Source organism: Galbibacter kalidii (genome assembly GCF_026241135.1).
Taxonomy (GTDB): domain Bacteria; phylum Bacteroidota; class Bacteroidia; order Flavobacteriales; family Flavobacteriaceae; genus Galbibacter.
Genome location: NZ_JAPFGA010000009.1, coordinates 21,063 through 41,050, shown reverse-complemented (window position 1 = coordinate 41,050; position 19,988 = coordinate 21,063). Strand labels below are relative to the sequence as shown.

The window sequence follows — 19,988 nt, the reverse complement described above, 5'->3', positions numbered from 1 at the left end:
TACATTTTATTTATTTTTCAAACCTAATTCATTTCTAAACAAATATGCATAAGTTAAACTACCTATTGGCAGCCTTTTGCCTCCTTTCTTTTAGTGTTTTCGCTCAGGAAAACCAAGAGGAAGAACGTGAGCAGGGCCACGTCAACACAAACAAATTCAGGCAACTCTATGACGAGTTTGCAACTCCGAACATGTATCGTACAGCTTCAGGAGCTCCCGGAGCGGCTTATTATCAACAGCAAGCTGATTATAAAATGGACATTGAGTTGGACGACAAAACACAAAAACTCTACGGAGAAGAAACCATTACCTATACAAATAATTCCCCCGACAAATTGGAATTCTTGTGGGTACAACTGGATCAAAATGTAAGGACAAAAGACTCCAAAGCTCCATTAAGGAATGGAAATGGGGTGCCCCCTGCTGAAGAAGTGGGGCGTTTTGCCAGTAAATACTATAAACAACCTTTCGACGGTGGTTTTAATATCGAATATGTAAAAGACAACAAAGGAAACGACATTCCTTATATTATCAACCAGACCATGATGCGTGTGAATATCCCGAAGCCTTTGGAGTCGGGAGAAAAATATTCTTTCAAAATCAAATGGTGGTATAATGTAAACAATCACATTGTGGACAGGGCCCGTAGTGGTTATGAGCACTTTGAAGAAAACGGAAACAATAATTATGTCATCGCACAATTCTTCCCTCGTATGGCGGTATACAACGATGTTGAAGGATGGCAAAACCACCAGTTTTGGGGAAGCGGTGAATTTGCATTGCCTTTTGGAAATTACGAAGTAAACATCACTGTACCGGCCGATCACATTTTGGACGGAACCGGGGTACTTCAAAATCCGAAAGATGTGCTTTCTAAAGAAATGATGGAACGTTATGAAGAAGCCAAAACTTCGTTCGATAAACCTGTTTTTATCGTTACTGAAGAAGAAGCCAGGGAAAATGAAAAAGAGATTGACGAAGAAAAAAAAACATGGACGCTAAAAGCGGAAAACGTTCGTGACTTTGCGTTTACCACTTCCAGAAAATATATTTGGGAAATGCAGGCCGTGAAAACAAGTGCAAACAAAACCGTGATGGCCGTTTCCATATATTCGAAAGAAGGGAATCCGCTTTGGGAAGAATACTCCACAAAAGCGGTGGTTCAAACATTAAAAACCTATTCAAAGCACACTTTCCCTTATCCTTATCCGAAGGCGATTTCCGTACACGCCAGGAATCAAGGGATGGAATATCCTATGATCTGTTGGAACTACGGCCGTCCGAATGAGGATGGAACGTACAGCGACAGAACCAAATACGGTATGATCAGTGTGATTATCCACGAAGTGGGACACAACTATTTCCCGATGATCGTGAACTCAGACGAGCGTCAATGGGGATGGATGGACGAAGGGATTAATACCTTCTGCCAATATTTAACTGAACAGGAATTTGCCAAAACATATCCGCAAGCGGTTGGTCCTGACGGAAAATATCCTTCCAGAAGAGGTGAGCCTTCAAAAATTGTAGATTATATGAAAGGGAAGCAAGATTTTATTGCTCCTATCATGTCCAATCCTGAAAATGTTTACCAATTGGGTGCCAATGCCTACGGAAAACCGGCAACCGCATTAAACATTCTAAGAGAAACCGTGATGGGACCTGAGTTGTTCGACCACGCTTTCCAAACCTATGCACAACGTTGGATGTTCAAACACCCAACCCCAGAAGACTTCTTCAGAACTATGGAAGATGCTTCTGCAGTAGATCTGGATTGGTATTGGAGAGGTTGGTTCTATACTACAGACTATGTGGATATAGGTGTGAAAAACGTGCGAAGATACCACGTTTCTTCAACACCAAACGCACGTGTTAAACAGATGATGGAAGAACGCGGAATGACAGAAGCCGATCTTCCTCCTTTGGTTTACCTTGTAGCTGAAGACAGCGAAGAGTACACCAGCGATATTGCTAAAAAATCTGAAGAGGAGAATTTTAAATCACTTAACGAGTATTTAATGGATAATTTCACTCCTGCGGAACGCGCCAATTTGAAAACTCCTAAATACTTCTATGAAGTTACTTTCAGCAAACCGGGTGGAATTCCGATGCCACTTATTGTAGAATATACCTACAAAGACGGTTCTAAAGAAACGATCACCTATCCTGTTGAAATATGGAGAAAGAACGATGCTGAAGTGAAGAGAGTGATCGCTTCCGATAAAGAAATTACAGAAATTGCTGTTGACCCAAAAGCAGAAACAGCAGATATCGATACCTCAAACAATGTGTGGCCTGAGAAAAAAGGTGAATCAGACTTTGAGAAATTCAAGGAAAAAGTTCAAGAGTAATTTTTTAAGTGAGAACAATTACTAAAAAGCCGATTCAAATTTTGAATCGGCTTTTTTAATGGATAAAAATTTTAGCTCCCCTCTTCAGACGAAGAGGGGAATGAATCCGCCTTTGGCGGAGAAAGGGGTGTTTTGACAAACCCAAGTTTTTGATTTAAAAACAAAACGTTTATTTTTCACCAATGGTTTGGGATTTCTGAACCCTCCGTCTTCCTCCGCTATAGCTTCGGAATCCACCTCCTTCATCACAAGGGAGGAGCCACATACAAAACCTGAATTTACACTAAGAGTAAAAAATAATACTTACTTTTGCAATCTGTTATAAAAAGGCATGTCATGATCATTACAAAAACACTCGAAGAAATTGAATTGATGAGAGAAAGCGCCCTTATTGTTTCCAAAACATTAGGGATGCTGGCCAATGAGGTAAAGCCGGGTGTGACTACCAAACATTTGGATAAGATCGCGGAGGAATTTATAAGGGATCACCAAGCCGAACCGGGTTTTCTCGGTCTGTATGGCTGTCCGTCCACTTTGTTGACGAGTACCAATTCGGCCGTTGTACACGGTTTACCAATCGATGCACCTCTTGAGGAAGGTGATATTGTTTCCATTGATTGTGGTGCTTTAAAGAACGGGTTTTATGGAGATCACGCCTATACTTTTGAGATAGGGGAAATAGATCCTGAAACAAAAAAACTACTCGACGTCACCAAAGAATCCCTCTACATAGGTATACGTGAGTTCAAAAAAGGAAATCGCGTAGGTGATGTGGGCTATGCCATTCAGAATTATTGTGAAGGCTTTGGTTATGGTGTGGTAAGAGAACTTGTAGGTCATGGCGTTGGAAAGGAAATGCACGAGGACCCAGAAATGCCTAACTACGGTAAAAGAGGACGCGGTAAGAAATTTATCGAAGGCATGGTCGTTGCCATAGAGCCCATGATCAATATGGGAACACACCGCATCAAGCAATTGCAAGACGGCTGGACCATCGTTACTGCCGACGGAAAACCAAGTGCTCACTTTGAACACGATGTTGCCCTTATCGACGGAAAACCTGAAATACTTTCAACCTTTAAATATATCTACGACGCTTTGGGGATTGAAAGTAATGAAGAAGATGAATTTAAAAATCATGTAACTGTAAACGGTTAATTTTTCTTGAAAAAACTCTTTAAATTTATTTTAAACACAGTCCCAAGACCTCTTTTAATACGATTGAGCTATTGGGCCCGTCCGCTTTTGATCCTCTTTTACAAAGGCAATACCTATACCGACCCTATTGACGGGAAGAGTTACCGTTCTTTTTTACCCTACGGATATGGAAAACAGCGAAACAATGTGCTCGCTCCCGGAACATTTTCTTTGGAGCGCCATCGTTTGTTATGGCTCTATCTGAAAAACGAAACGGATTTCTTCAGCAAACCCTTGAAGTTACTTCATTTTGCCCCGGAACAGGCTTTTTACAAGCGTTTCAAAAAATTGAAAAATCTTAATTATACCACCACAGATATCGAATCTCCTTTGGCCGATGTAAAAGCTGATATTTGTGCGCTGCCTTTTGAAGATAATAGTTATGATGTTATTCTCTGTAATCATGTCTTGGAACACATCAAAGACGATAAAAAAGCCATGCAGGAGCTCTTTCGTGTACTGAAACCCGGGGGCTGGGGTGTTTTTCAGATTCCTCAGGATATCAACAGAAAGGAAACCTTTGAAGATGACAGTATTACTGACCGGAAAAAACGCGCTGAGATTTTCGGGCAATACGATCATGTGCGCGTATATGGCATGGATTATTTCAACCGACTAAGAAGTGTTGGTTTTGACGTAAAAGAAGCACACTACCCTGCTCAACTTTCAGAAGAAGAAGTAAAAAGATATGCTTTAAATCCCAATGAAATTATTCCGGTGTGTTTTAAGCCTGAATAAACCTCATTAATCAATCAACAATTCCTGAAAGCCTTTGGTACGGTATTCTATCAAATCCCCGTCTTTGTCGGCACTGATGATATAAGCCTCTATCTCGGGTGTGTTTTTCAATAGTTTCTTGGCAGCATCAAGAGGCATTACCATTAAAGCTGTGGCATAAGCATCAGCCACCATACAAATATCAGCAACAACAGACACGCTTAACACATTACTCTTTTGGGGATATCCGGTAAGTGGATTTATAATATGAACATAGTGTTCTCCCGTTTCTTCATCAACCCTGAATTTACGGTAATTCCCACTCGTAGCCATCGCTTTGTCTTTGAGTTGTATTTTAGCAATCAGCACCCGTTGTTCTTTCTCTTCTTGCAAGGGACTGTCAATAGCCACTACCCAATTCTTCACTTTATTTGTCCTGGGGCTATTCCCTTTAGTTAGGATCTCCCCGCCCAATTCGATCAAGTAATTCTCAACCCCTTTTTCATCAAACATCCTCCCGATCAGGTCGATGGTGTATCCTTTTGCCAAGGCGTTAAAATCAATAAACGTATTCTTGTTTTCCTTGATAATTCGGTAATCATCAGACATAAACACTTTATTGAATCCGGTGAATTCAAGCAGGCTATCCACTTCTTCTTCATCCATATCTTTGATAGCCGATTCCGGACCAAAACCCCAAGCGTTAATCAATGCACCTACAGTGGGATCGAAAAACCCATCTGTTTTTCGCCAAACATCCTTCGCTTTTAAATAAACTTCACGGAAATATTCATCAACAACAACGGTAGAATCACCACGATTGATCGCTGAAATATCGGAGGTTGGCAAATAGGTGGACATCGATTTATTAACCACCTCAAAAACAGCTTCAATGTCTTTTTTTAGGCTTACGGTATCCCCAGAGACTTCATATTTAATACTATAGGTCGTTCCCAAAGCATAACCTTGTTCTACTTTGAAATTAACATCTTCTTTTGAGTCACAACCCGACAATAAAACTGTAGTTGTGATCAATAACAATAGGGACTTTTTAAATTTCGATAATACCATTATAATTGACAATATATTTTTCTCCTTTTACAACCGGGGATTCATAATTTTTTGCATTGGCTATTCCCACACCTGCATAATACGTTCTGGCTTCAAATTTCAAAGCGTGTTCTTTGACCGTTTCCATATAGGTAACATTATAGGTTTCGGGGTTTTGAGGATATAAAACTGCTTTTACAACAACAAAATGCAGTTTTTTGTCTTTTAAGCATACAAATTGCGGATCTTTTTTCAACTGACTGTTCACCGACATAAACTCAAACCCTCTCTTCTCCAGGTCTTCCCCTACCACATTCATGGCCATATTGTGAAGTTCTTGTTCGGTAAATTCTTGTGACATTGTTTTTAAATGTACTGTTGATCTATCCATTTTCGAAAGCTGAACCATAAATGAAGTTGGTTCAATTTTAAGGCACAAAAATACATAAATCTTTCTGAAGATAACCTACAAAAGGTCAACCGTTGCTATTTTAAAGATAAACTGTAATTATACATCACAAAGATTGGCATAAAAATTGTTTCATTATAAAAAACTATAAATCACCACCTTATGAAGATCCATATTTTTTTTCTATTAGCGACCCTTAGTTTCGCTTTAAACGCTCAAACAAGAACCATTAGCGGACAAGTAACCAGTGCCGAAGATGGCAATGGTCTTCCGGGAGTTAACATAGCTTTAAAAAACACAAAAACTACCACTACAACCAATTTTGACGGTTTCTACAGCATCAAGGCTCAAACAGGGGATATCCTTGTTTTTTCTTTTGTCGGAATGAAGACAAAGGAAGTCAAAATAAAAGCTTCGGACAAAACCATCAATGTGGCTTTAAAGCCCGATTCAAACGCACTAGAAGAAGTCATTGTGGCTAATGGTGTCCAGATATCCAAGGAGGTTATCGGTTATGCCCAAAAACGGCATCCCGGGATTATACCGCCCCATCATCCTTATCCCATTCCGAAGAACACAGAATCATATGCAGGAATTGATGAAAACAGTTTTCATCAAGTGAATTACAAACCGCTTTCTACCTTTTCCATCGATGTTGATAAAGCCTCGTATAGTAATATGAGAAGAATGATCAACAACGGGGAAAAGATCCCCAAAGATGCTATTAAGATCGAAGAACTGATCAACTATTTCAAATATGATTATCCGCAGCCAAAAGACGAGCACCCTTTTTCCATAACAACCACATTAAACAAAACTCCGTGGAATGATAAACATGAGTTGATCAAAATAGGATTACAGGGGAAAGAAGTTCCTTTGGACAATATTCCGGCATCCAATTTGGTGTTTTTGATCGATGTTTCCGGTTCGATGCGAGCCCAAAATAAGCTTCCGCTGTTAAAATCAGCATTCAAACTGCTGGTCAACCAACTACGCGCAAAAGACAAAGTTTCCATCGTTGTCTATGCCGGAGCAGCCGGTTTGGTGTTGCCCCCAACTTCAGGAAAACACAAGAACAAGATTCTGGAAGCCTTAGGCAATTTACAAGCCGGTGGTTCTACTGCCGGAAGTGCCGGATTGCAACTTGCCTATGAAACGGCTCAGGAGCATTTCAAAAAAAATGGAAACAACAGGGTTATTCTGGCCACAGACGGCGATTTTAATGTTGGTCTCTCCAGCGACTCCGAAATGGAAGACCTGATCGAAGAGAAACGTAAAAGTGGTGTATTTCTCACTTGCTTAGGTTTTGGTATGGGAAATTACAAAGATTCAAAACTGGAAACCCTGGCCGATAAAGGAAATGGAAATCACGCCTATATCGACACCATGCAGGAAGCACAACGTGTTTTAGGAACAGAATTTGGTGGAACGCTGTATACCATCGCCAAAGATGTGAAGATCCAAGTGGAATTCAATCCCGAAAAAATACAGGCATATAGATTAATCGGTTATGAAAACCGCCTGTTGAACGATGAAGATTTTAAAGACGATACCAAAGACGCCGGGGAATTAGGGAGCGGACATACAGTTACTGCGCTCTACGAACTTATTCCCACCGGGATTGATAGTAAATACCTCAAGGAAATCGATTCTTTGAAATACACAAAAACACAAGCTTCGGAGCAGTTTAATAACGAACTCCTCACGGTGCGGTTCCGATATAAAAAACCTAATGGCGACAAAAGCAAAGAAATTGTTCATGCAGTAAAAGACAAACAAAACATAACCTCTTCTGATTTTAATTTTGCTGCAGCTGTAGCCATGTGGGGTATGTATTTAAGAGGTTCTGAATATTTAAACGATGCTACAAAAAAAAAGATCATCAACTTGACTCAAAAAAACAAGGGAAAGGATGATGAAGGTTACAGGGCAGAATTTGTACGGCTGATGGAAAGTTATAGTCATAGTCCTTCAGAAGAAGCATCGAAATAGAAGCCCAGCCCTAACCCCTCCCTCAAGGGAGGGGAATAATAAAAGTAAAAGACCTGTCAGGTTTTGGAAACCTGACAGGTCTAAATATATTATAAAAACTGATTTAGTTCTTATCCTCCAAAGTCGTCGAAACGAACATTTTCCGGTGGGACACCAAAGTCGTCACACATTTTTTCAACGGCTTTGTTCATCAACGGTGGTCCACAGAAATAGAACTCTATGTCTTCCGGAGCTTCGTGGTGGTTCAGATAGTTATCGATCACCACTTGATGAACAAATCCAACAAAACCATCACCTTCCCCATCAAGTCCGTCTTTCACTTTCCAGTTATCTTCTTCTAAAGGTTCAGAAAGTGCGATATAGAACTTAAAGTTAGGGAAATCGCGTTCCAGTTCCCTAAAGTGTTCCATATAGAAAAGTTCACGCTTAGAACGTCCACCATACCAATAAGTCACTTTTCTTCCCGTTTTAAGGGTTTTGAACAAGTGGTAAAGGTGCGAACGCATCGGTGCCATTCCTGCTCCACCACCTACATAAAGCATTTCTGCTTCACTGTGGTTGATAAAGAACTCACCATAAGGTCCTGAAATAACCACCTTATCTCCTGGTTTTCTTGAGAAAATATAGGAAGAAGCAATCCCTGGATTCACTTCCATCCATCCGTTTTTATTTCTATCCCATGGTGGAGTAGCAACACGAACGTTCAACATAATATCCCTCCCTTCCGCAGGGTAAGAAGCCATGGAGTATGCTCTTTCTACAGTCTCACTATTTTTCATTACCAACGGCCACAAGTTGAATTTATCCCATTCCAATTGGAATTTATTCGGATCATCGTGTTCTTCAGGGTGAGCTGAAATATCGAAATCTTCATATTTGATCTCGCAAGGTGGGATCTCAATCTGAATATATCCACCCGCTTTATAATTCATATCTTCAGGGATACGCACTACAAATTCTTTGATAAAAGAGGCCACGTTCCAGTTACGAACCACTTCAGCTTCCCATTTTTTGATCCCGAATACCTCTTCAGGTACTTGGATCACCATATCTTGTTTTACTTTCACCTGACATCCAAGTCGCCAACCTTCGGCTACTTCTTTACGGGTAAAGTGTGGTGCTTCCGTAGGCAAAATTTCTCCACCTCCTTCTTTGACAACACATTTACACTGAATACAGGTTCCACCACCACCACAAGCTGATGGCAAGAATATTTTATTGTTTCCCAAGGTAGAAAGCAAGGTTCCCCCTGAAGAAACTTCTACATCTTTTTCTCCGTTAATCATTAAGGTTACAGGACCGGAAGGCAAAAGTTTAGCTTTAGCCAATAAAAGTATGACTACCAAAACAAGAATTAATGATAGAAAGACAACTAAACTCGCTACGATTACTGAATAATCCATATGCTTTTACTAATAATAAGATTTATAATTTAATACCCATAAAACTCATGAATCCAAGCGCCATAAGTCCTGTTATAATGAACGTAATTCCCAAGCCTCGCAATGGAGCGGGAACATTTGAATAAGCAATTTTTTCCCTGATGGCAGCAATGGCCAAAATAGCCAAGAACCAACCTACTCCGGAACCTAATCCATAAGTGAGCGCTTCAGAAACATCACCAAAATCTTTTTGCTGCATAAACAAAGAGCCGCCTAATATCGCACAGTTTACAGCGATAAGTGGCAAGAAAATCCCAAGTGCTCCATAAAGTGCCGGTGCAAATCGCTCTACAATCATCTCAACCAGTTGTACCATGGAAGCGATCACCGCAATAAACATGATAAAACTCAAGAAACTCAAGTCCATACTGGCATATTCTTCCCCTAACCAAGATAAAGCTCCCGGTTTCAACAAATAGTTATCCAACAAGAAGTTGATAGGAACCGTTATACTCAATACAAAAATAACAGCAGCTCCCAATCCCACTGCAGTTTTTACGGTTTTAGAAACCGCAAGGTACGAACACATCCCTAGGAAATAAGCAAAGATCATGTTCTCTATAAAAATACTCTTAACAAAAAGGTTTACGTAGTCCATCTTAATATATTTTGATAAGCGTAATGCTTAATGTTTTTCTATTAGTTGTCTGTTTCTTGAACGTTGTACCCAAATAATCACACCTACTACCAACAATGCGGCAGGCGACAACAGCATCAATCCGTTGTTTTCATATCCAAGTGCGTACAATCCAGTAGATTCTGCCAGCGTTGCACCTTTGTGTCCCAGTACTTCAAAACCGAATAATTTTCCGGATCCGAGCAATTCACGGAAAAAAGCCACAATCACAAGTATCAAACCATATCCGGCGGCATTCCCTATACCGTCCAAGAACGATTTCCATGGTCCGTTACCCAAAGCAAAGGCTTCCAGACGTCCCATCACAATACAGTTGGTAATGATAAGCCCTACAAAGACAGACAGTTCCTTACTGACATCATAGGCAAAAGCCTTTAATACCTCATTCACCAAAATTACCAAGGAGGCTACAACCACCAACTGAACGATAATCCTGATTCGATTGGGTATCAAGTTTCTTAATAAAGACACAATCACGTTACTACATGCCATAACAACAATTACTGCAATAGCCATCACGATGGACGGTTTGAGCTGCACCGTAATAGCCAGCGCCGAGCAAATCCCCAACACCTGAACTGTAATCGGATTGTTATCGTCTAAAGGATCTGATAATAACTTTCTGTTCTTCTTAGAGAAAAGCGGTTCTTTTTCTTCAGCAACAAAAAGTACTACCGGTGATTTCTCTTTTTTATTTTTAGTATCAGCCATCATATTTTTATTTTAAAGCGACTTTAGAATTTTGTTCCTTAAGGTATGACAGGTAATATTCCAACCTATCTTTAATCATTGCCGTTACACCGTCACCGGTAATTGTAGCTCCGGAAATGGCATCTACGGCATTGTCATCCTTATCATTACCTCCGGAATATCCTTTCTGAACGGTTACACCCACAAAGTTTCCGGAAGTATCATATATCTTTTCATTTTCAAATCGCTCTTGGAACCAAGCTTGTGTAATTTCAGCACCAAGCCCAGGAGTCTCTCCTTTGTGATCAAAAACAGCACCCTTAACGGTACTCACATCATTTTCCAAAGCGATATATCCCCAAATAGCATCCCAAAGTCCAGCTCCGCGAAGCGGAATTACATAATATTTTTTTCCTTCTATATCAGCGACATACAACGGAAACCGTTGTTGCTCTTCGTCTTTTTTCACTTCTTTGGCAAGGTCTATCTTAAAGGCTTCTTCTCCTTCTACCACTATCTCACCATTATTATCTAATGCAAGTTCTTCTGTGATATACTTCTCATAGGTTTCTTGTGCTTCCTCTTTTGAAGCTTCAATCCCTATGGTCGACAGAATATTTTGCATTTTTTCAATTCTTACATTCTCATCTTGCCTAGGCTTCAATGATGTTGCTGCAAAGGCCAAGGTCGTTGCAACAATAACTACCATAATGGCAGCGAAAATAAATGTATATGCGTTACTATCTCTGTTCATAATTAAACTGATTTAGCCGTTGTGGCAGATAAACGTTTCTTTCTTCTTTTCACATTTGCCTGGATCACATAATGATCGATCGTAGGAGCAAAAACATTCATCAATAAAATAGCGAGCATCACTCCTTCAGGATAAGCCGGGTTAAATACTCGAATCATAATACTGAATATCCCTATCAAAATTCCGTAGATCCATTTTCCTTTCAAGGTCTGTGCTGCAGAAACTGGGTCGGTGGCCATAAATACCAATCCGAATGCAAAACCTCCCACCAACAGTTGTTCTATCCAAGGGAAAGTCATCAAACTGTTTGCTCCCCATAAATTGAACAAGAAGGCCATAAAAGCTCCTCCAATAAGTCCACCAGCCATAATTCTCCAGCTTCCTACACCTGTCAAGATCAAAATTGCAGCTCCTACTAATATCCATAACGTAGAAGTTTCTGCAATAGATCCCGGAATAGCTCCGGAGAACATCGTCCAGCTATCATAAGCCACTTCCTTACCTGCTGCCAGTGTTCCTAAAATGGTTTCACCCGAAACAGCATCTACTGTTGAAGCATCAGAAACCCATACTTTGTTCCCCGACATATATGTTGGATAAGCAAAGAACGCAAATGCCCTTGCTGTCAAGGCCGGGTTTAAAATGTTCATTCCTGTTCCACCGAAGGCTTCTTTTCCGATAAGTACCGCAAAAGCAACCGATACAGCTACCATCCACAATGGGATATCAACAGGCATAATCATCGGAATCAGCAATCCTGTTACCAGAAATCCTTCATTTACTTCATGTCCTCTGTATATTGCAAAAATGAATTCTACTCCCAATCCCACGATATAGGAAACAGCTACCATTGGCAACACTTTCCACGCACCATGTGCAAAAGCATCCATAGTTGTAAACGCTTCCCCTAATTGGGATAAATGCTGATAACCTGCGTTGTAAATACCATAAATCAAAGCCGGTAACAAAGCGATCACCACAGTGATCATGGTCCTTTTTAAATCTACCGCATCGCGAATGTGCGCTCCTTTTTTGGTTGTATGGTTAGGAACAAACAAAAAAGTATCAAATGCGTTGAATGCAGGAGCAAATTTCTCCAACTTTTCCCCTTTATTAAAAGGTTTCTTTAGTTGATCTATTTTTTTTCTTAAAGAGCTCATATCTTATTTTTTTAACCAACTTCTTTAATCATTATATCCAATGCCTCTCTTACGATTGCTTGCGCTTCCACTTTTGAGGTATTCACATAGTCTACCAACGCAAAATCTTCGGGAGCTACTTCGTAAATCCCCAAGTTTTCCATTTTTTCTATGTTTTGCACCATACACTCTTTTAGAAGTTGCATAGGGTATATATCCATTGGCATCACTTTCTCCATTTCGCCTGTAACAACCAAGGCTCTCTCCTCACCGTTCAAGTTGGTATCGACCTTGTATTTTTTATCGGGGAATAACCAAGACAATGATGTTTTGGACATACTCGGGATATTATTGTCTTTAAAAGGCAACCATCCAAGCATTCTATATGTATTCCCTTCAGGAATCAATGAAATGGTATTGTGATAAAAACCTAGAAAACCATCATGACCTATATTATCTCCGGTAAGCACATCGCCACTGATAATACGAACATCTGTGGATACTTCTCCGATAACATCTTTTACATCGGTTCCAAGCTTCAACCTGAAATATTGTGCTTTGGGCGCCTCTGTTCCTACTACGGCTACAACACGTGTGGCATCAAATTTCCCGGTTTTAAAAAGCGATCCAATAATCGCAACATCTTCCGGATTGATCACCCAAACACGTTCACCTGCATTAACAGGATCGATATGGTGAATCTGAACTCCTACGTTTCCTGCCGGATGCGGCCCTGAAACTTTGTGAAGCTCTACTCCTTTTGTATCGGTTAAAAAAGATGCAGACCTTTTATCTACGGAAAGATGAGTCTTTCCTTCAGTCAATTTTGAAATTACATCGACACCCAACTGAAAGTCTTCTTTTCTTTTCTCCAAGAGGAATTCTATATCTGCAGCCAAAGGTGCAGTTGCCATTCCTGAAATAAAGATTGCTTTTGGAGTATCATCCGGATTTGCAATGATATCGTAAGGCCTTTGCTTCACAAAAGACCAACATCCGCTTCCCAGCATATGCTCCTTGATTGCTTCGGCAGACATCCCTTCAACATCCTTTGCCCCAAAATCTTTGTAAGTATCGGTTGAATCGGCTTCAATAATAACTTCTAAAATTCTTCGTTTGGCACCTCTTTTTATTTCCTTCAATGTACCGCTTACAGGAGAAACAAACTTCACCTTGTCACTGTACTTGGAATAAAAAATAGTATCTCCGGCTTTAACAGATTCGCCTTCCTTGACAACCATCTTTGGTATAACACCATGAAAATCGGTGGGCTTAATAGCGAAGTTTTTAGATCTTGGCGCATCAGAAATTATTTTTTCAGCTTCGCCTTTCAGCTTAATATTTAAGCCTTTTCTAATCTTAATGTCGTTTGACATGCTATCTATCTAATGAAATTAGTTAACTCAAAAATTCGTGCAAATTTAATAATTAAAACAATGTTCCCATAATAAAAACCTATATTTTTCCATGCTTTAGACCCTCTTGTTCATCAGGCACGGATTTTGCTTATCTTTAGCCAAAAATTTTTAACACTTGATGAATTTCCACTACAAGGTTTTCGCTTTTTTATTGTTCGTAAACGGACTCACATTTGGTCAAAGTAAACAAGAGGTTGCTCCACCTGAAAATATCAAGTCTATTGTTTTCAGATCGAGTTCCGAAGGGGATCAATTTCCCATTATCACATTAGGAGAATCTGTTTTCCTTTCTTTTGACGACCTTTATGCCGATGAAAAAGATTACTACTACACCATAGAGCACTGCAATTTTGACTGGACACCTTCCAAATTGCTAAAATCACAATATTTGAAAGGAATAGACGGACAACGAATCACTAATTACGACAATTCATTGGCGACCATTCAGCCTTATACCAATTATCAATTAAGGTTGCCCAACAAACAAACACAGCTTCGCATTACGGGAAATTACATCCTGAACGTAACAGACAATGCCGGGGACATTGTTTTTTCCAAACGATTTGTGGTGTACAAAAACGCAGTCAATGTAGGTGTGACTGTAAAACGGTCTAGAGATTTAAATGCAATCGATAAAATGCAACGCATTCAATTTGTGATTAGCACTGCCGATTTTGATCTGATAAACCCTCAGCAAGAAGTAAAGACATCCATTATCCAAAACGGTAATTTCAATCATGTTATTAATGGTATAAAACCACAATTTATTTCGGGAAATCAACTCCTATATAAATATGACAAGGAAACTTCTTTTGAAGGAGGGAACGAATATTTTTGGTTCGACACCAAAGAAATCCGTGTTTCCAACAACAGCATCGCCCGCGTCAACCTAACCAATAGATACAACCATTATTTATTCACCAATGAAATAAGAAGCGACAAACCCTACACCTACAATCCCGATATCAATGGCGATTTTTATATCCGCACGGTAGATGGCGCCAACCAAAACGACCATCGCGAAGCCGATTATTCCTTTGTCCGTTTTAGTCTTCCATACAATAATACCATCGGTCTTGATAAAATTTATGTGTATGGCAAGTTTAATAACTATCGATTTACAGATGAAAACCTGCTTAAATTCAATCCTGAAACAAAAACACTGAATGCCGCCATCCTGTTAAAACAAGGGTTTTACAACTATAAATTTGTGAAAGTGAGCGACGACGGAAAAGTGGACTACAATTTTGTAAGCGGAAGTCATTGGCAAACTGAAAACAACTATACCGTTCTTGTTTATTACAGGGAATTCGGAAATGTATACGACAGTGTTATTGGCGTAGGAAGCACCTCTTCTATCAATATTTCAAACTAACAAATACTGTCTCTTTTTTAAAAAGTGCTTTTCTTTTCATTTTCCACAAAACACATCATTTTAATAGACTATTCAACTTAAAAAACGCCTATCCTTTCAGTATAAAGCATTTGCAAGCAAAGGACACTTCAAAAACTATTGTTAATTTTTGTAGATTTGAACATAAAATTTTTTATTTTAGCAGCAGCATTATGCATTCATTACCATTGAATTAGGTGACACCACTTATTTTATTATGATTACACAAATTACCAAAGGCATAAAAATCTCCGTTAAAACCAGTTTTGAAGGTACTTTCTTCAAGAACTACAAAACGCATTTTGCTTTTGGTTACAGAATCACTATTGAAAATCAAAGTAAGGATTCTGTTCAGCTTACTTCAAGACATTGGCAGATATTCGACGCTTTAAACCAGGTTGAAATTGTTGATGGCGATGGTGTTATCGGCAAAAAACCGGTTATCAAGCCCGGTGAATCACACACCTACAGCTCAGGTTGTTTGCTCACTTCCCCTATCGGAGCCATGAGAGGGCACTACAACATGGTAAACTTCACCTCAACAAGGCGTTTCAGGGTTATTATCCCTACTTTTAAATTACATGCACCATTTGCTTTAAACTAAAGCATTTCTTTTTACCCAATTTCGCTTTTTAAACCCTGTTACATTTATTACCTTTGAAGTAATATTTGTAATATTTAAAACTTAATAATATGGGAAAAGGCTTTTTTCATGTTCCGACGGCTATTAACGAACCCGTGAAGTCGTATGCGCCTGGATCTCCGGAGAGAGATACTGTACTGAAACAGTATGATGAATATTTCAACAGTAAAGTTGATATACCGCTTTATATTGGAAGCGAAGAAGTTGCCACCGGCAATACCAAACCCTTGTCGCCACCACATGACCACAAGCATATTGTGGGACATTATCATTTGGCTGAGAAAGAGCATGTAGAAAAAGCTATTTCCAATAATTTGGAAGCCAGGAAAAAATGGGCAGCCTTGCGTTGGGAACAACGTGCAGCTGTCTTTTTGAAAGCAGCAGACCTCATCGCCGGTCCTTACCGGGATAAAATAAATGCTGCCACCATGATAGCACAATCAAAGAACATCCATCAGGCAGAAATTGATTCCGCTTGTGAGCTCATTGATTTCTTGCGGTTTAACGTAGAATACATGTCCCAAATATACGACGACCAACCAGAGTCTTCTGAGGGCATATGGAATCGTGTGGAATACAGACCTTTGGAAGGTTTTGTGTACGCTATCACCCCTTTCAATTTTACTGCAATTGCCGGAAACCTGCCATCCAGTGCAGCTATGATGGGTAATGTGGTGCTTTGGAAACCCAGTGACAGTCAGATTTATTCTGCAAAAGTAATCATCGATATTTTCAAAGAAGCCGGACTGCCGGACGGGGTGATCAATGTTGTTTATGGCGACCCAGTGATGATTACCGATACGGTGTTGGCCAGTCCTGATTTTGCCGGTATTCACTTCACCGGATCGACCAAAGTATTCAAAGGCATATGGAAAAAGATAGGAGACAACATCGATAGCTATAAAACATATCCGAGGATTGTAGGGGAAACAGGTGGAAAAGATTTTATCATCGCTCATCCTTCGTCAAACCCAAAACAAGTAGCTACAGCTATTACTAGAGGGGCTTTTGAGTTTCAAGGGCAAAAATGTAGCGCTGCTTCTAGGGTTTATTTACCAAAATCCATTGCTAATGAAATCCTGGACTTTGTCAAGGAAGATCTAAACTCGTTTAAGATCGGTCCTCCAAACAACATGGAGAATTTTATTACGGCCGTAATTCACGAAGGCTCATTTGACAAACTAGCAAGCTATATTGATCAAGCCAAAGCTGATAAGGAAGCTGAAATAGTTATCGGTGGTAAATACGACAAATCCAAAGGCTATTTTGTTCACCCAACGGTGATCGTTACCACAGATCCGCAGTATAAAACCATGACAACAGAACTTTTCGGACCTGTTGTTACTGTTTATATTTATGAAGATGATAAATGGAGTGAAGCACTTCAGTTGGTTGATAACACTTCTGAATATGGATTGACCGGAGCTGTATTTTCAGCAGACCGATATACCATTGAAGAAGCTACCACTGCACTGCAAAACTGCGCCGGAAACTTCTACATCAACGACAAACCGACTGGTGCCGTTGTGGGTCAGCAACCATTTGGCGGAGCAAGAAACTCCGGAACCAACGACAAAGCAGGTTCTGCACAAAACCTATTACGTTGGGTATCACCAAGGCTGGTTAAAGAAACCTTTGTTTCACCAACAGATTACAGGTATCCGTTTTTAGGATAAAAAAATTATTTTACCTTACCCAGAACTGTCAAAAATAGCAGTTCTGATCTGCCTAAGGCGGAAGAGGTGAATAGGATACCCCGATGCAAGCCTGTCTACCGATAGACAAGCATTCGGGGAATTTATAAGATTAAGTAGTTAATTTTTAGATAAATAAGGCTGTCTGAACATTTTTCAGGCAGCTTTTTTATTTTATTTATATTATTGATTATCAATAACTTAATGCTTTTAATGTTAATTTAATGTTATGTAATTGTAACATTAGTGTAAATTTTTCGTTATATTTGTATGTAACCCTAAAATCTAATGAGCGATGAAAAATGAAGAAAAACGTTGTATTTTAAGTGTTAAATACTCTATTTTAGACACTTCTGAAGGGACAAAACAAGAGAAGACTGAAATAGAAAGGGTATTTATTGCTAAAAGTAAAGCGACATTAATGAAGAAGATAAAAGATTTTGAAGCCAGGCTTCAGAAAAAACCAAGACCCGGTTTTATTGCCCGGAAAATGCAGTATGTCCAACATTTTATAAACAGCTGGAGATACACCCATAAATCTATGTTAAGGATATAACTATTTTTTACCACTGTATTTCAACGGTAAATGCACCACCTTTTTAGTCTCGAAGAAGTCTTCTTCAAAATAATCGGAGAGTTCAAACAGTTGAACTGTTTTATAAACCGCCAACTCCTCTGAAAGATCACCCCCTTTTAGATACAAAATCCCGTTTTTGAGTTCGTGAACCGATTGTTTTTTTACTTTTCCTTTTACCCATTTTACAAAATCGGGCATATTGGTCACGGCCCTGCTCACGATAAAATCGAACTCCTGTTTTACCTTTTCGGCTCGGATCTGTTCGGCTTTTACGTTCTTTAAATTTAGTGCGGAGGCTACTTCATTAACTACCTTTATTTTCTTTCCGATGGCGTCTATCAGATAAAAATCAACCTCAGGAAATAAAATAGCCAGAGGTATTCCCGGAAAACCACCTCCGGTCCCTACATCGAGGATAGAAGCTCCTTCTTTAAAAGCTTGTACCTTGGCAACTCCCAAAGAATGTAAGACGTGCCGTAAGTACAATTCATCTATATCTTTCCTACTGATGACATTTATTTTACTATTCCAATCTTTATACAGCACTTCCAATTGAGAAAACTGAACTAATTGACTTTCAGTTATAGAGGGAAAATACCTTTGAATACTTGCTACGGACATCCTTTATGAAAATTTTAAGCAAAAATAGTCATTTGATTTGGCACTTTTATACTTTTTAAATCGTTAAACCCTTTAAATATGTCTATTTTTGTAAACTTAGGTCTCTTGCACATTCCATAGGTTTTGGAAGAGAAGAGATAAATGCATTAACTATATTATGAAAAGAAACAAAACAATTCGGTTCTCTAGAAAAGATCCAACAAAATTTTTCAAAACCCTGAATTCGAGGGTAAATAACTATTTCAAAGAGAACAACATAAAAAAGACGGGGAACTGGAAACTTTACCTTAAAACAGCCGTGATGTTTTCCATCTTTGTGGCCCCTTATATTTTAATTCTAACCATAAATATGAACCAGTGGATACAGTTATTGCTCACCATTGTTATTGGCGTTGGAATGGCGGGTGTCGGCATGAATGTAATGCACGACGGAAACCACGGTTCGTATTCATCCAAAAGTTGGATCAACAAGGTCATGGGAGCCAGTATTTATATCCTAGCGGGAAATGTATACAACTGGAAAGTGCAACACAACGTTTTGCACCACACCTACACCAACATTCCCGGACATGATGAAGATTTGGATGCAGGAAGGATCATCCGGTTCAGCAAACACTCAAAATGGAGGCGTTTTCACAAGTTCCAACATTACTATTCGGTTTTTCTCTACGGATTACTCACGCTTAATTGGGCTATTACGACCGATTTCAAACAAATGAGATCTTATATGAAAAGAAAGCTTTCGTATGGAAAATTCCCCAATCCTGCTAAAGAATGGAGTGTACTTATCATTACTAAAGTTATCTATCTAACCATATGGGTCTTGGTTCCGATGCTCTTCATCGACATTGCTTGGTGGAAAGTATTGATAGGCTTCTTCGTAATGCATTACACCGCCGGACTTATACTTAGTATTGTCTTCCAGTTAGCTCATATCGTTGAAGATACAGCTACGGTTCTTCCCGACGAGACCGGTACCATAAAAAACACATGGGCAATTCACCAATTGTTCACCACAACCAATTTTTCAACAAAAAACAAGATTGTAAATTGGTTTACCGGAGGATTGAATCATCAGGTTGAACATCATATGTTCCCCAACATCAGCCATGTACATTACACAAAAATTGCTAAAATTGTTAGAGAAACAGCAAAGGAGTTTAATTTGCCATATTACGAGTATAAAACTACAAGAAAAGCTATAATTTCGCATTTCAGACATTTAAAATCACTCGGGAAAAAACCTGAATATGTTTACAACTAA

18 protein-coding genes are annotated in these 19,988 nt (G+C 39.3%); 9 read left to right on the top strand and 9 right to left on the bottom strand.

From position 1 onward, the window contains the following. Positions 1 to 44: 44 nt before the first annotated feature. The 3 genes from OOZ15_RS10605 to OOZ15_RS10595 all read left to right on the top strand — a co-directional run bounded on the left by OOZ15_RS10605 (position 45) and on the right by OOZ15_RS10595 (position 4,286). Positions 45 to 2,351 carry a M1 family metallopeptidase gene (locus OOZ15_RS10605; protein ID WP_265956383.1) on the top strand — a complete coding sequence of 769 codons (2,307 nt, stop codon included), beginning with the start codon at positions 45 to 47 and terminating at the stop codon, positions 2,349 to 2,351. Between the two features lie 336 nt (positions 2,352 to 2,687). Beyond that, a complete protein-coding gene (map, locus tag OOZ15_RS10600) occupies positions 2,688 to 3,509 on the top strand; it encodes a type I methionyl aminopeptidase (protein WP_265956382.1) in 822 nt (273 codons plus the stop codon). A 6-nt stretch (positions 3,510 to 3,515) separates the two neighbouring features. Next, the gene (locus OOZ15_RS10595) at positions 3,516 to 4,286 is read left to right on the top strand and encodes a class I SAM-dependent methyltransferase (protein WP_265956381.1); all 771 of its coding nucleotides are present in this window, start codon (positions 3,516 to 3,518) and stop codon (positions 4,284 to 4,286) included. A gap of 6 nt (positions 4,287 to 4,292) precedes the next feature. Here OOZ15_RS10595 and OOZ15_RS10590 read toward each other — a convergent pair whose 3' ends face one another. Further along, positions 4,293 to 5,300 carry an FAD:protein FMN transferase gene (locus OOZ15_RS10590; protein WP_265956380.1) on the bottom strand — a complete coding sequence of 336 codons (1,008 nt, stop codon included), beginning with the start codon at positions 5,298 to 5,300 and terminating at the stop codon, positions 4,293 to 4,295. 16 nt (positions 5,301 to 5,316) lie between these two features. Then, positions 5,317 to 5,676, bottom strand: a complete 360-nt coding sequence (locus tag OOZ15_RS10585) for a DUF8840 domain-containing protein (RefSeq protein WP_265956379.1) — start codon at positions 5,674 to 5,676, stop codon at positions 5,317 to 5,319. Between the two features lie 210 nt (positions 5,677 to 5,886). Between OOZ15_RS10585 and OOZ15_RS10580 the strand changes: the two genes are divergently transcribed. After that, entirely contained in the window at positions 5,887 to 7,716 is a 1,830-nt protein-coding gene (locus OOZ15_RS10580) for a vWA domain-containing protein (RefSeq protein WP_265956378.1), read from the top strand. Between the two features lie 110 nt (positions 7,717 to 7,826). Here OOZ15_RS10580 and nqrF read toward each other — a convergent pair whose 3' ends face one another. From nqrF to OOZ15_RS10550, 6 genes are read right to left on the bottom strand one after another with little or no spacing between them, the layout of a single operon-like run. Next, the gene (gene nqrF, locus OOZ15_RS10575; protein ID WP_265956377.1) at positions 7,827 to 9,119 is read right to left on the bottom strand and encodes an NADH:ubiquinone reductase (Na(+)-transporting) subunit F; all 1,293 of its coding nucleotides are present in this window, start codon (positions 9,117 to 9,119) and stop codon (positions 7,827 to 7,829) included. A gap of 22 nt (positions 9,120 to 9,141) precedes the next feature. After that, positions 9,142 to 9,756: an NADH:ubiquinone reductase (Na(+)-transporting) subunit E gene (gene nqrE, locus OOZ15_RS10570; RefSeq protein WP_265956376.1), complete on the bottom strand. Its 615-nt coding sequence runs from the start codon at positions 9,754 to 9,756 to the stop codon at positions 9,142 to 9,144. A 27-nt stretch (positions 9,757 to 9,783) separates the two neighbouring features. Then, positions 9,784 to 10,506: an NADH:ubiquinone reductase (Na(+)-transporting) subunit D gene (locus tag OOZ15_RS10565; RefSeq protein ID WP_265956375.1), complete on the bottom strand. Its 723-nt coding sequence runs from the start codon at positions 10,504 to 10,506 to the stop codon at positions 9,784 to 9,786. A gap of 7 nt (positions 10,507 to 10,513) precedes the next feature. Next, entirely contained in the window at positions 10,514 to 11,239 is a 726-nt protein-coding gene (locus tag OOZ15_RS10560) for a Na(+)-translocating NADH-quinone reductase subunit C (RefSeq protein WP_265956374.1), read from the bottom strand. Between the two features lie 2 nt (positions 11,240 to 11,241). Then, positions 11,242 to 12,399, bottom strand: a complete 1,158-nt coding sequence (locus OOZ15_RS10555; protein ID WP_265956373.1) for an NADH:ubiquinone reductase (Na(+)-transporting) subunit B — start codon at positions 12,397 to 12,399, stop codon at positions 11,242 to 11,244. An 11-nt stretch (positions 12,400 to 12,410) separates the two neighbouring features. Continuing rightward, a complete protein-coding gene (locus tag OOZ15_RS10550) occupies positions 12,411 to 13,754 on the bottom strand; it encodes a Na(+)-translocating NADH-quinone reductase subunit A (protein ID WP_265956372.1) in 1,344 nt (447 codons plus the stop codon). 160 nt (positions 13,755 to 13,914) lie between these two features. Here OOZ15_RS10550 and OOZ15_RS10545 point away from each other — a divergent pair, with 160 nt between their 5' ends. From OOZ15_RS10545 to OOZ15_RS10530, 4 genes are all read left to right on the top strand, one after another. Beyond that, on the top strand, positions 13,915 to 15,171 hold the full coding sequence (locus OOZ15_RS10545) for a type IX secretion system plug protein (protein WP_265956371.1): 1,257 nt from the start codon (positions 13,915 to 13,917) through the stop codon (positions 15,169 to 15,171). Positions 15,172 to 15,406: 235 nt separating this feature from the next. Next, entirely contained in the window at positions 15,407 to 15,793 is a 387-nt protein-coding gene (apaG, locus tag OOZ15_RS10540) for a Co2+/Mg2+ efflux protein ApaG (RefSeq protein ID WP_265956370.1), read from the top strand. Between the two features lie 89 nt (positions 15,794 to 15,882). Beyond that, positions 15,883 to 17,508: an L-glutamate gamma-semialdehyde dehydrogenase gene (gene pruA / locus OOZ15_RS10535; RefSeq protein WP_265956369.1), complete on the top strand. Its 1,626-nt coding sequence runs from the start codon at positions 15,883 to 15,885 to the stop codon at positions 17,506 to 17,508. 313 nt (positions 17,509 to 17,821) lie between these two features. Beyond that, on the top strand, positions 17,822 to 18,082 hold the full coding sequence (locus OOZ15_RS10530) for a hypothetical protein (RefSeq protein ID WP_265956368.1): 261 nt from the start codon (positions 17,822 to 17,824) through the stop codon (positions 18,080 to 18,082). Here OOZ15_RS10530 and rsmG read toward each other — a convergent pair whose 3' ends face one another. Further along, the gene (rsmG, locus tag OOZ15_RS10525; RefSeq protein WP_265956367.1) at positions 18,083 to 18,724 is read right to left on the bottom strand and encodes a 16S rRNA (guanine(527)-N(7))-methyltransferase RsmG; all 642 of its coding nucleotides are present in this window, start codon (positions 18,722 to 18,724) and stop codon (positions 18,083 to 18,085) included. 157 nt (positions 18,725 to 18,881) lie between these two features. On the opposite strand from rsmG, the gene OOZ15_RS10520 reads away from it, so the two are divergent. Further along, positions 18,882 to 19,988, top strand: a complete 1,107-nt coding sequence (locus tag OOZ15_RS10520; RefSeq protein ID WP_265956366.1) for a fatty acid desaturase family protein — start codon at positions 18,882 to 18,884, stop codon at positions 19,986 to 19,988.

Excerpts from the sequence above, each read along its gene's own strand:
- OOZ15_RS10605 (WP_265956383.1), top strand. The coding sequence starts at position 45 with ATGCATAAGTTAAACTACCTATTGGCAGCCTTTTGCCTCCTTTCTTTT.
- map (WP_265956382.1), top strand. The coding sequence starts at position 2,688 with ATGATCATTACAAAAACACTCGAAGAAATTGAATTGATGAGAGAAAGC.
- OOZ15_RS10585 (WP_265956379.1), bottom strand. The coding sequence starts at position 5,676 with ATGTCACAAGAATTTACCGAACAAGAACTTCACAATATGGCCATGAAT.
- OOZ15_RS10580 (WP_265956378.1), top strand. The coding sequence starts at position 5,887 with ATGAAGATCCATATTTTTTTTCTATTAGCGACCCTTAGTTTCGCTTTA.
- nqrF (WP_265956377.1), bottom strand. The coding sequence starts at position 9,119 with ATGGATTATTCAGTAATCGTAGCGAGTTTAGTTGTCTTTCTATCATTA.
- nqrE (WP_265956376.1), bottom strand. The coding sequence starts at position 9,756 with ATGGACTACGTAAACCTTTTTGTTAAGAGTATTTTTATAGAGAACATG.
- OOZ15_RS10565 (WP_265956375.1), bottom strand. The coding sequence starts at position 10,506 with ATGGCTGATACTAAAAATAAAAAAGAGAAATCACCGGTAGTACTTTTT.
- OOZ15_RS10560 (WP_265956374.1), bottom strand. The coding sequence starts at position 11,239 with ATGAACAGAGATAGTAACGCATATACATTTATTTTCGCTGCCATTATG.
- OOZ15_RS10555 (WP_265956373.1), bottom strand. The coding sequence starts at position 12,399 with ATGAGCTCTTTAAGAAAAAAAATAGATCAACTAAAGAAACCTTTTAAT.
- OOZ15_RS10550 (WP_265956372.1), bottom strand. The coding sequence starts at position 13,754 with ATGTCAAACGACATTAAGATTAGAAAAGGCTTAAATATTAAGCTGAAA.
- OOZ15_RS10545 (WP_265956371.1), top strand. The coding sequence starts at position 13,915 with ATGAATTTCCACTACAAGGTTTTCGCTTTTTTATTGTTCGTAAACGGA.
- apaG (WP_265956370.1), top strand. The coding sequence starts at position 15,407 with ATGATTACACAAATTACCAAAGGCATAAAAATCTCCGTTAAAACCAGT.
- pruA (WP_265956369.1), top strand. The coding sequence starts at position 15,883 with ATGGGAAAAGGCTTTTTTCATGTTCCGACGGCTATTAACGAACCCGTG.
- OOZ15_RS10530 (WP_265956368.1), top strand. The coding sequence starts at position 17,822 with ATGAAAAATGAAGAAAAACGTTGTATTTTAAGTGTTAAATACTCTATT.
- rsmG (WP_265956367.1), bottom strand. The coding sequence starts at position 18,724 with ATGTCCGTAGCAAGTATTCAAAGGTATTTTCCCTCTATAACTGAAAGT.
- OOZ15_RS10520 (WP_265956366.1), top strand. The coding sequence starts at position 18,882 with ATGAAAAGAAACAAAACAATTCGGTTCTCTAGAAAAGATCCAACAAAA.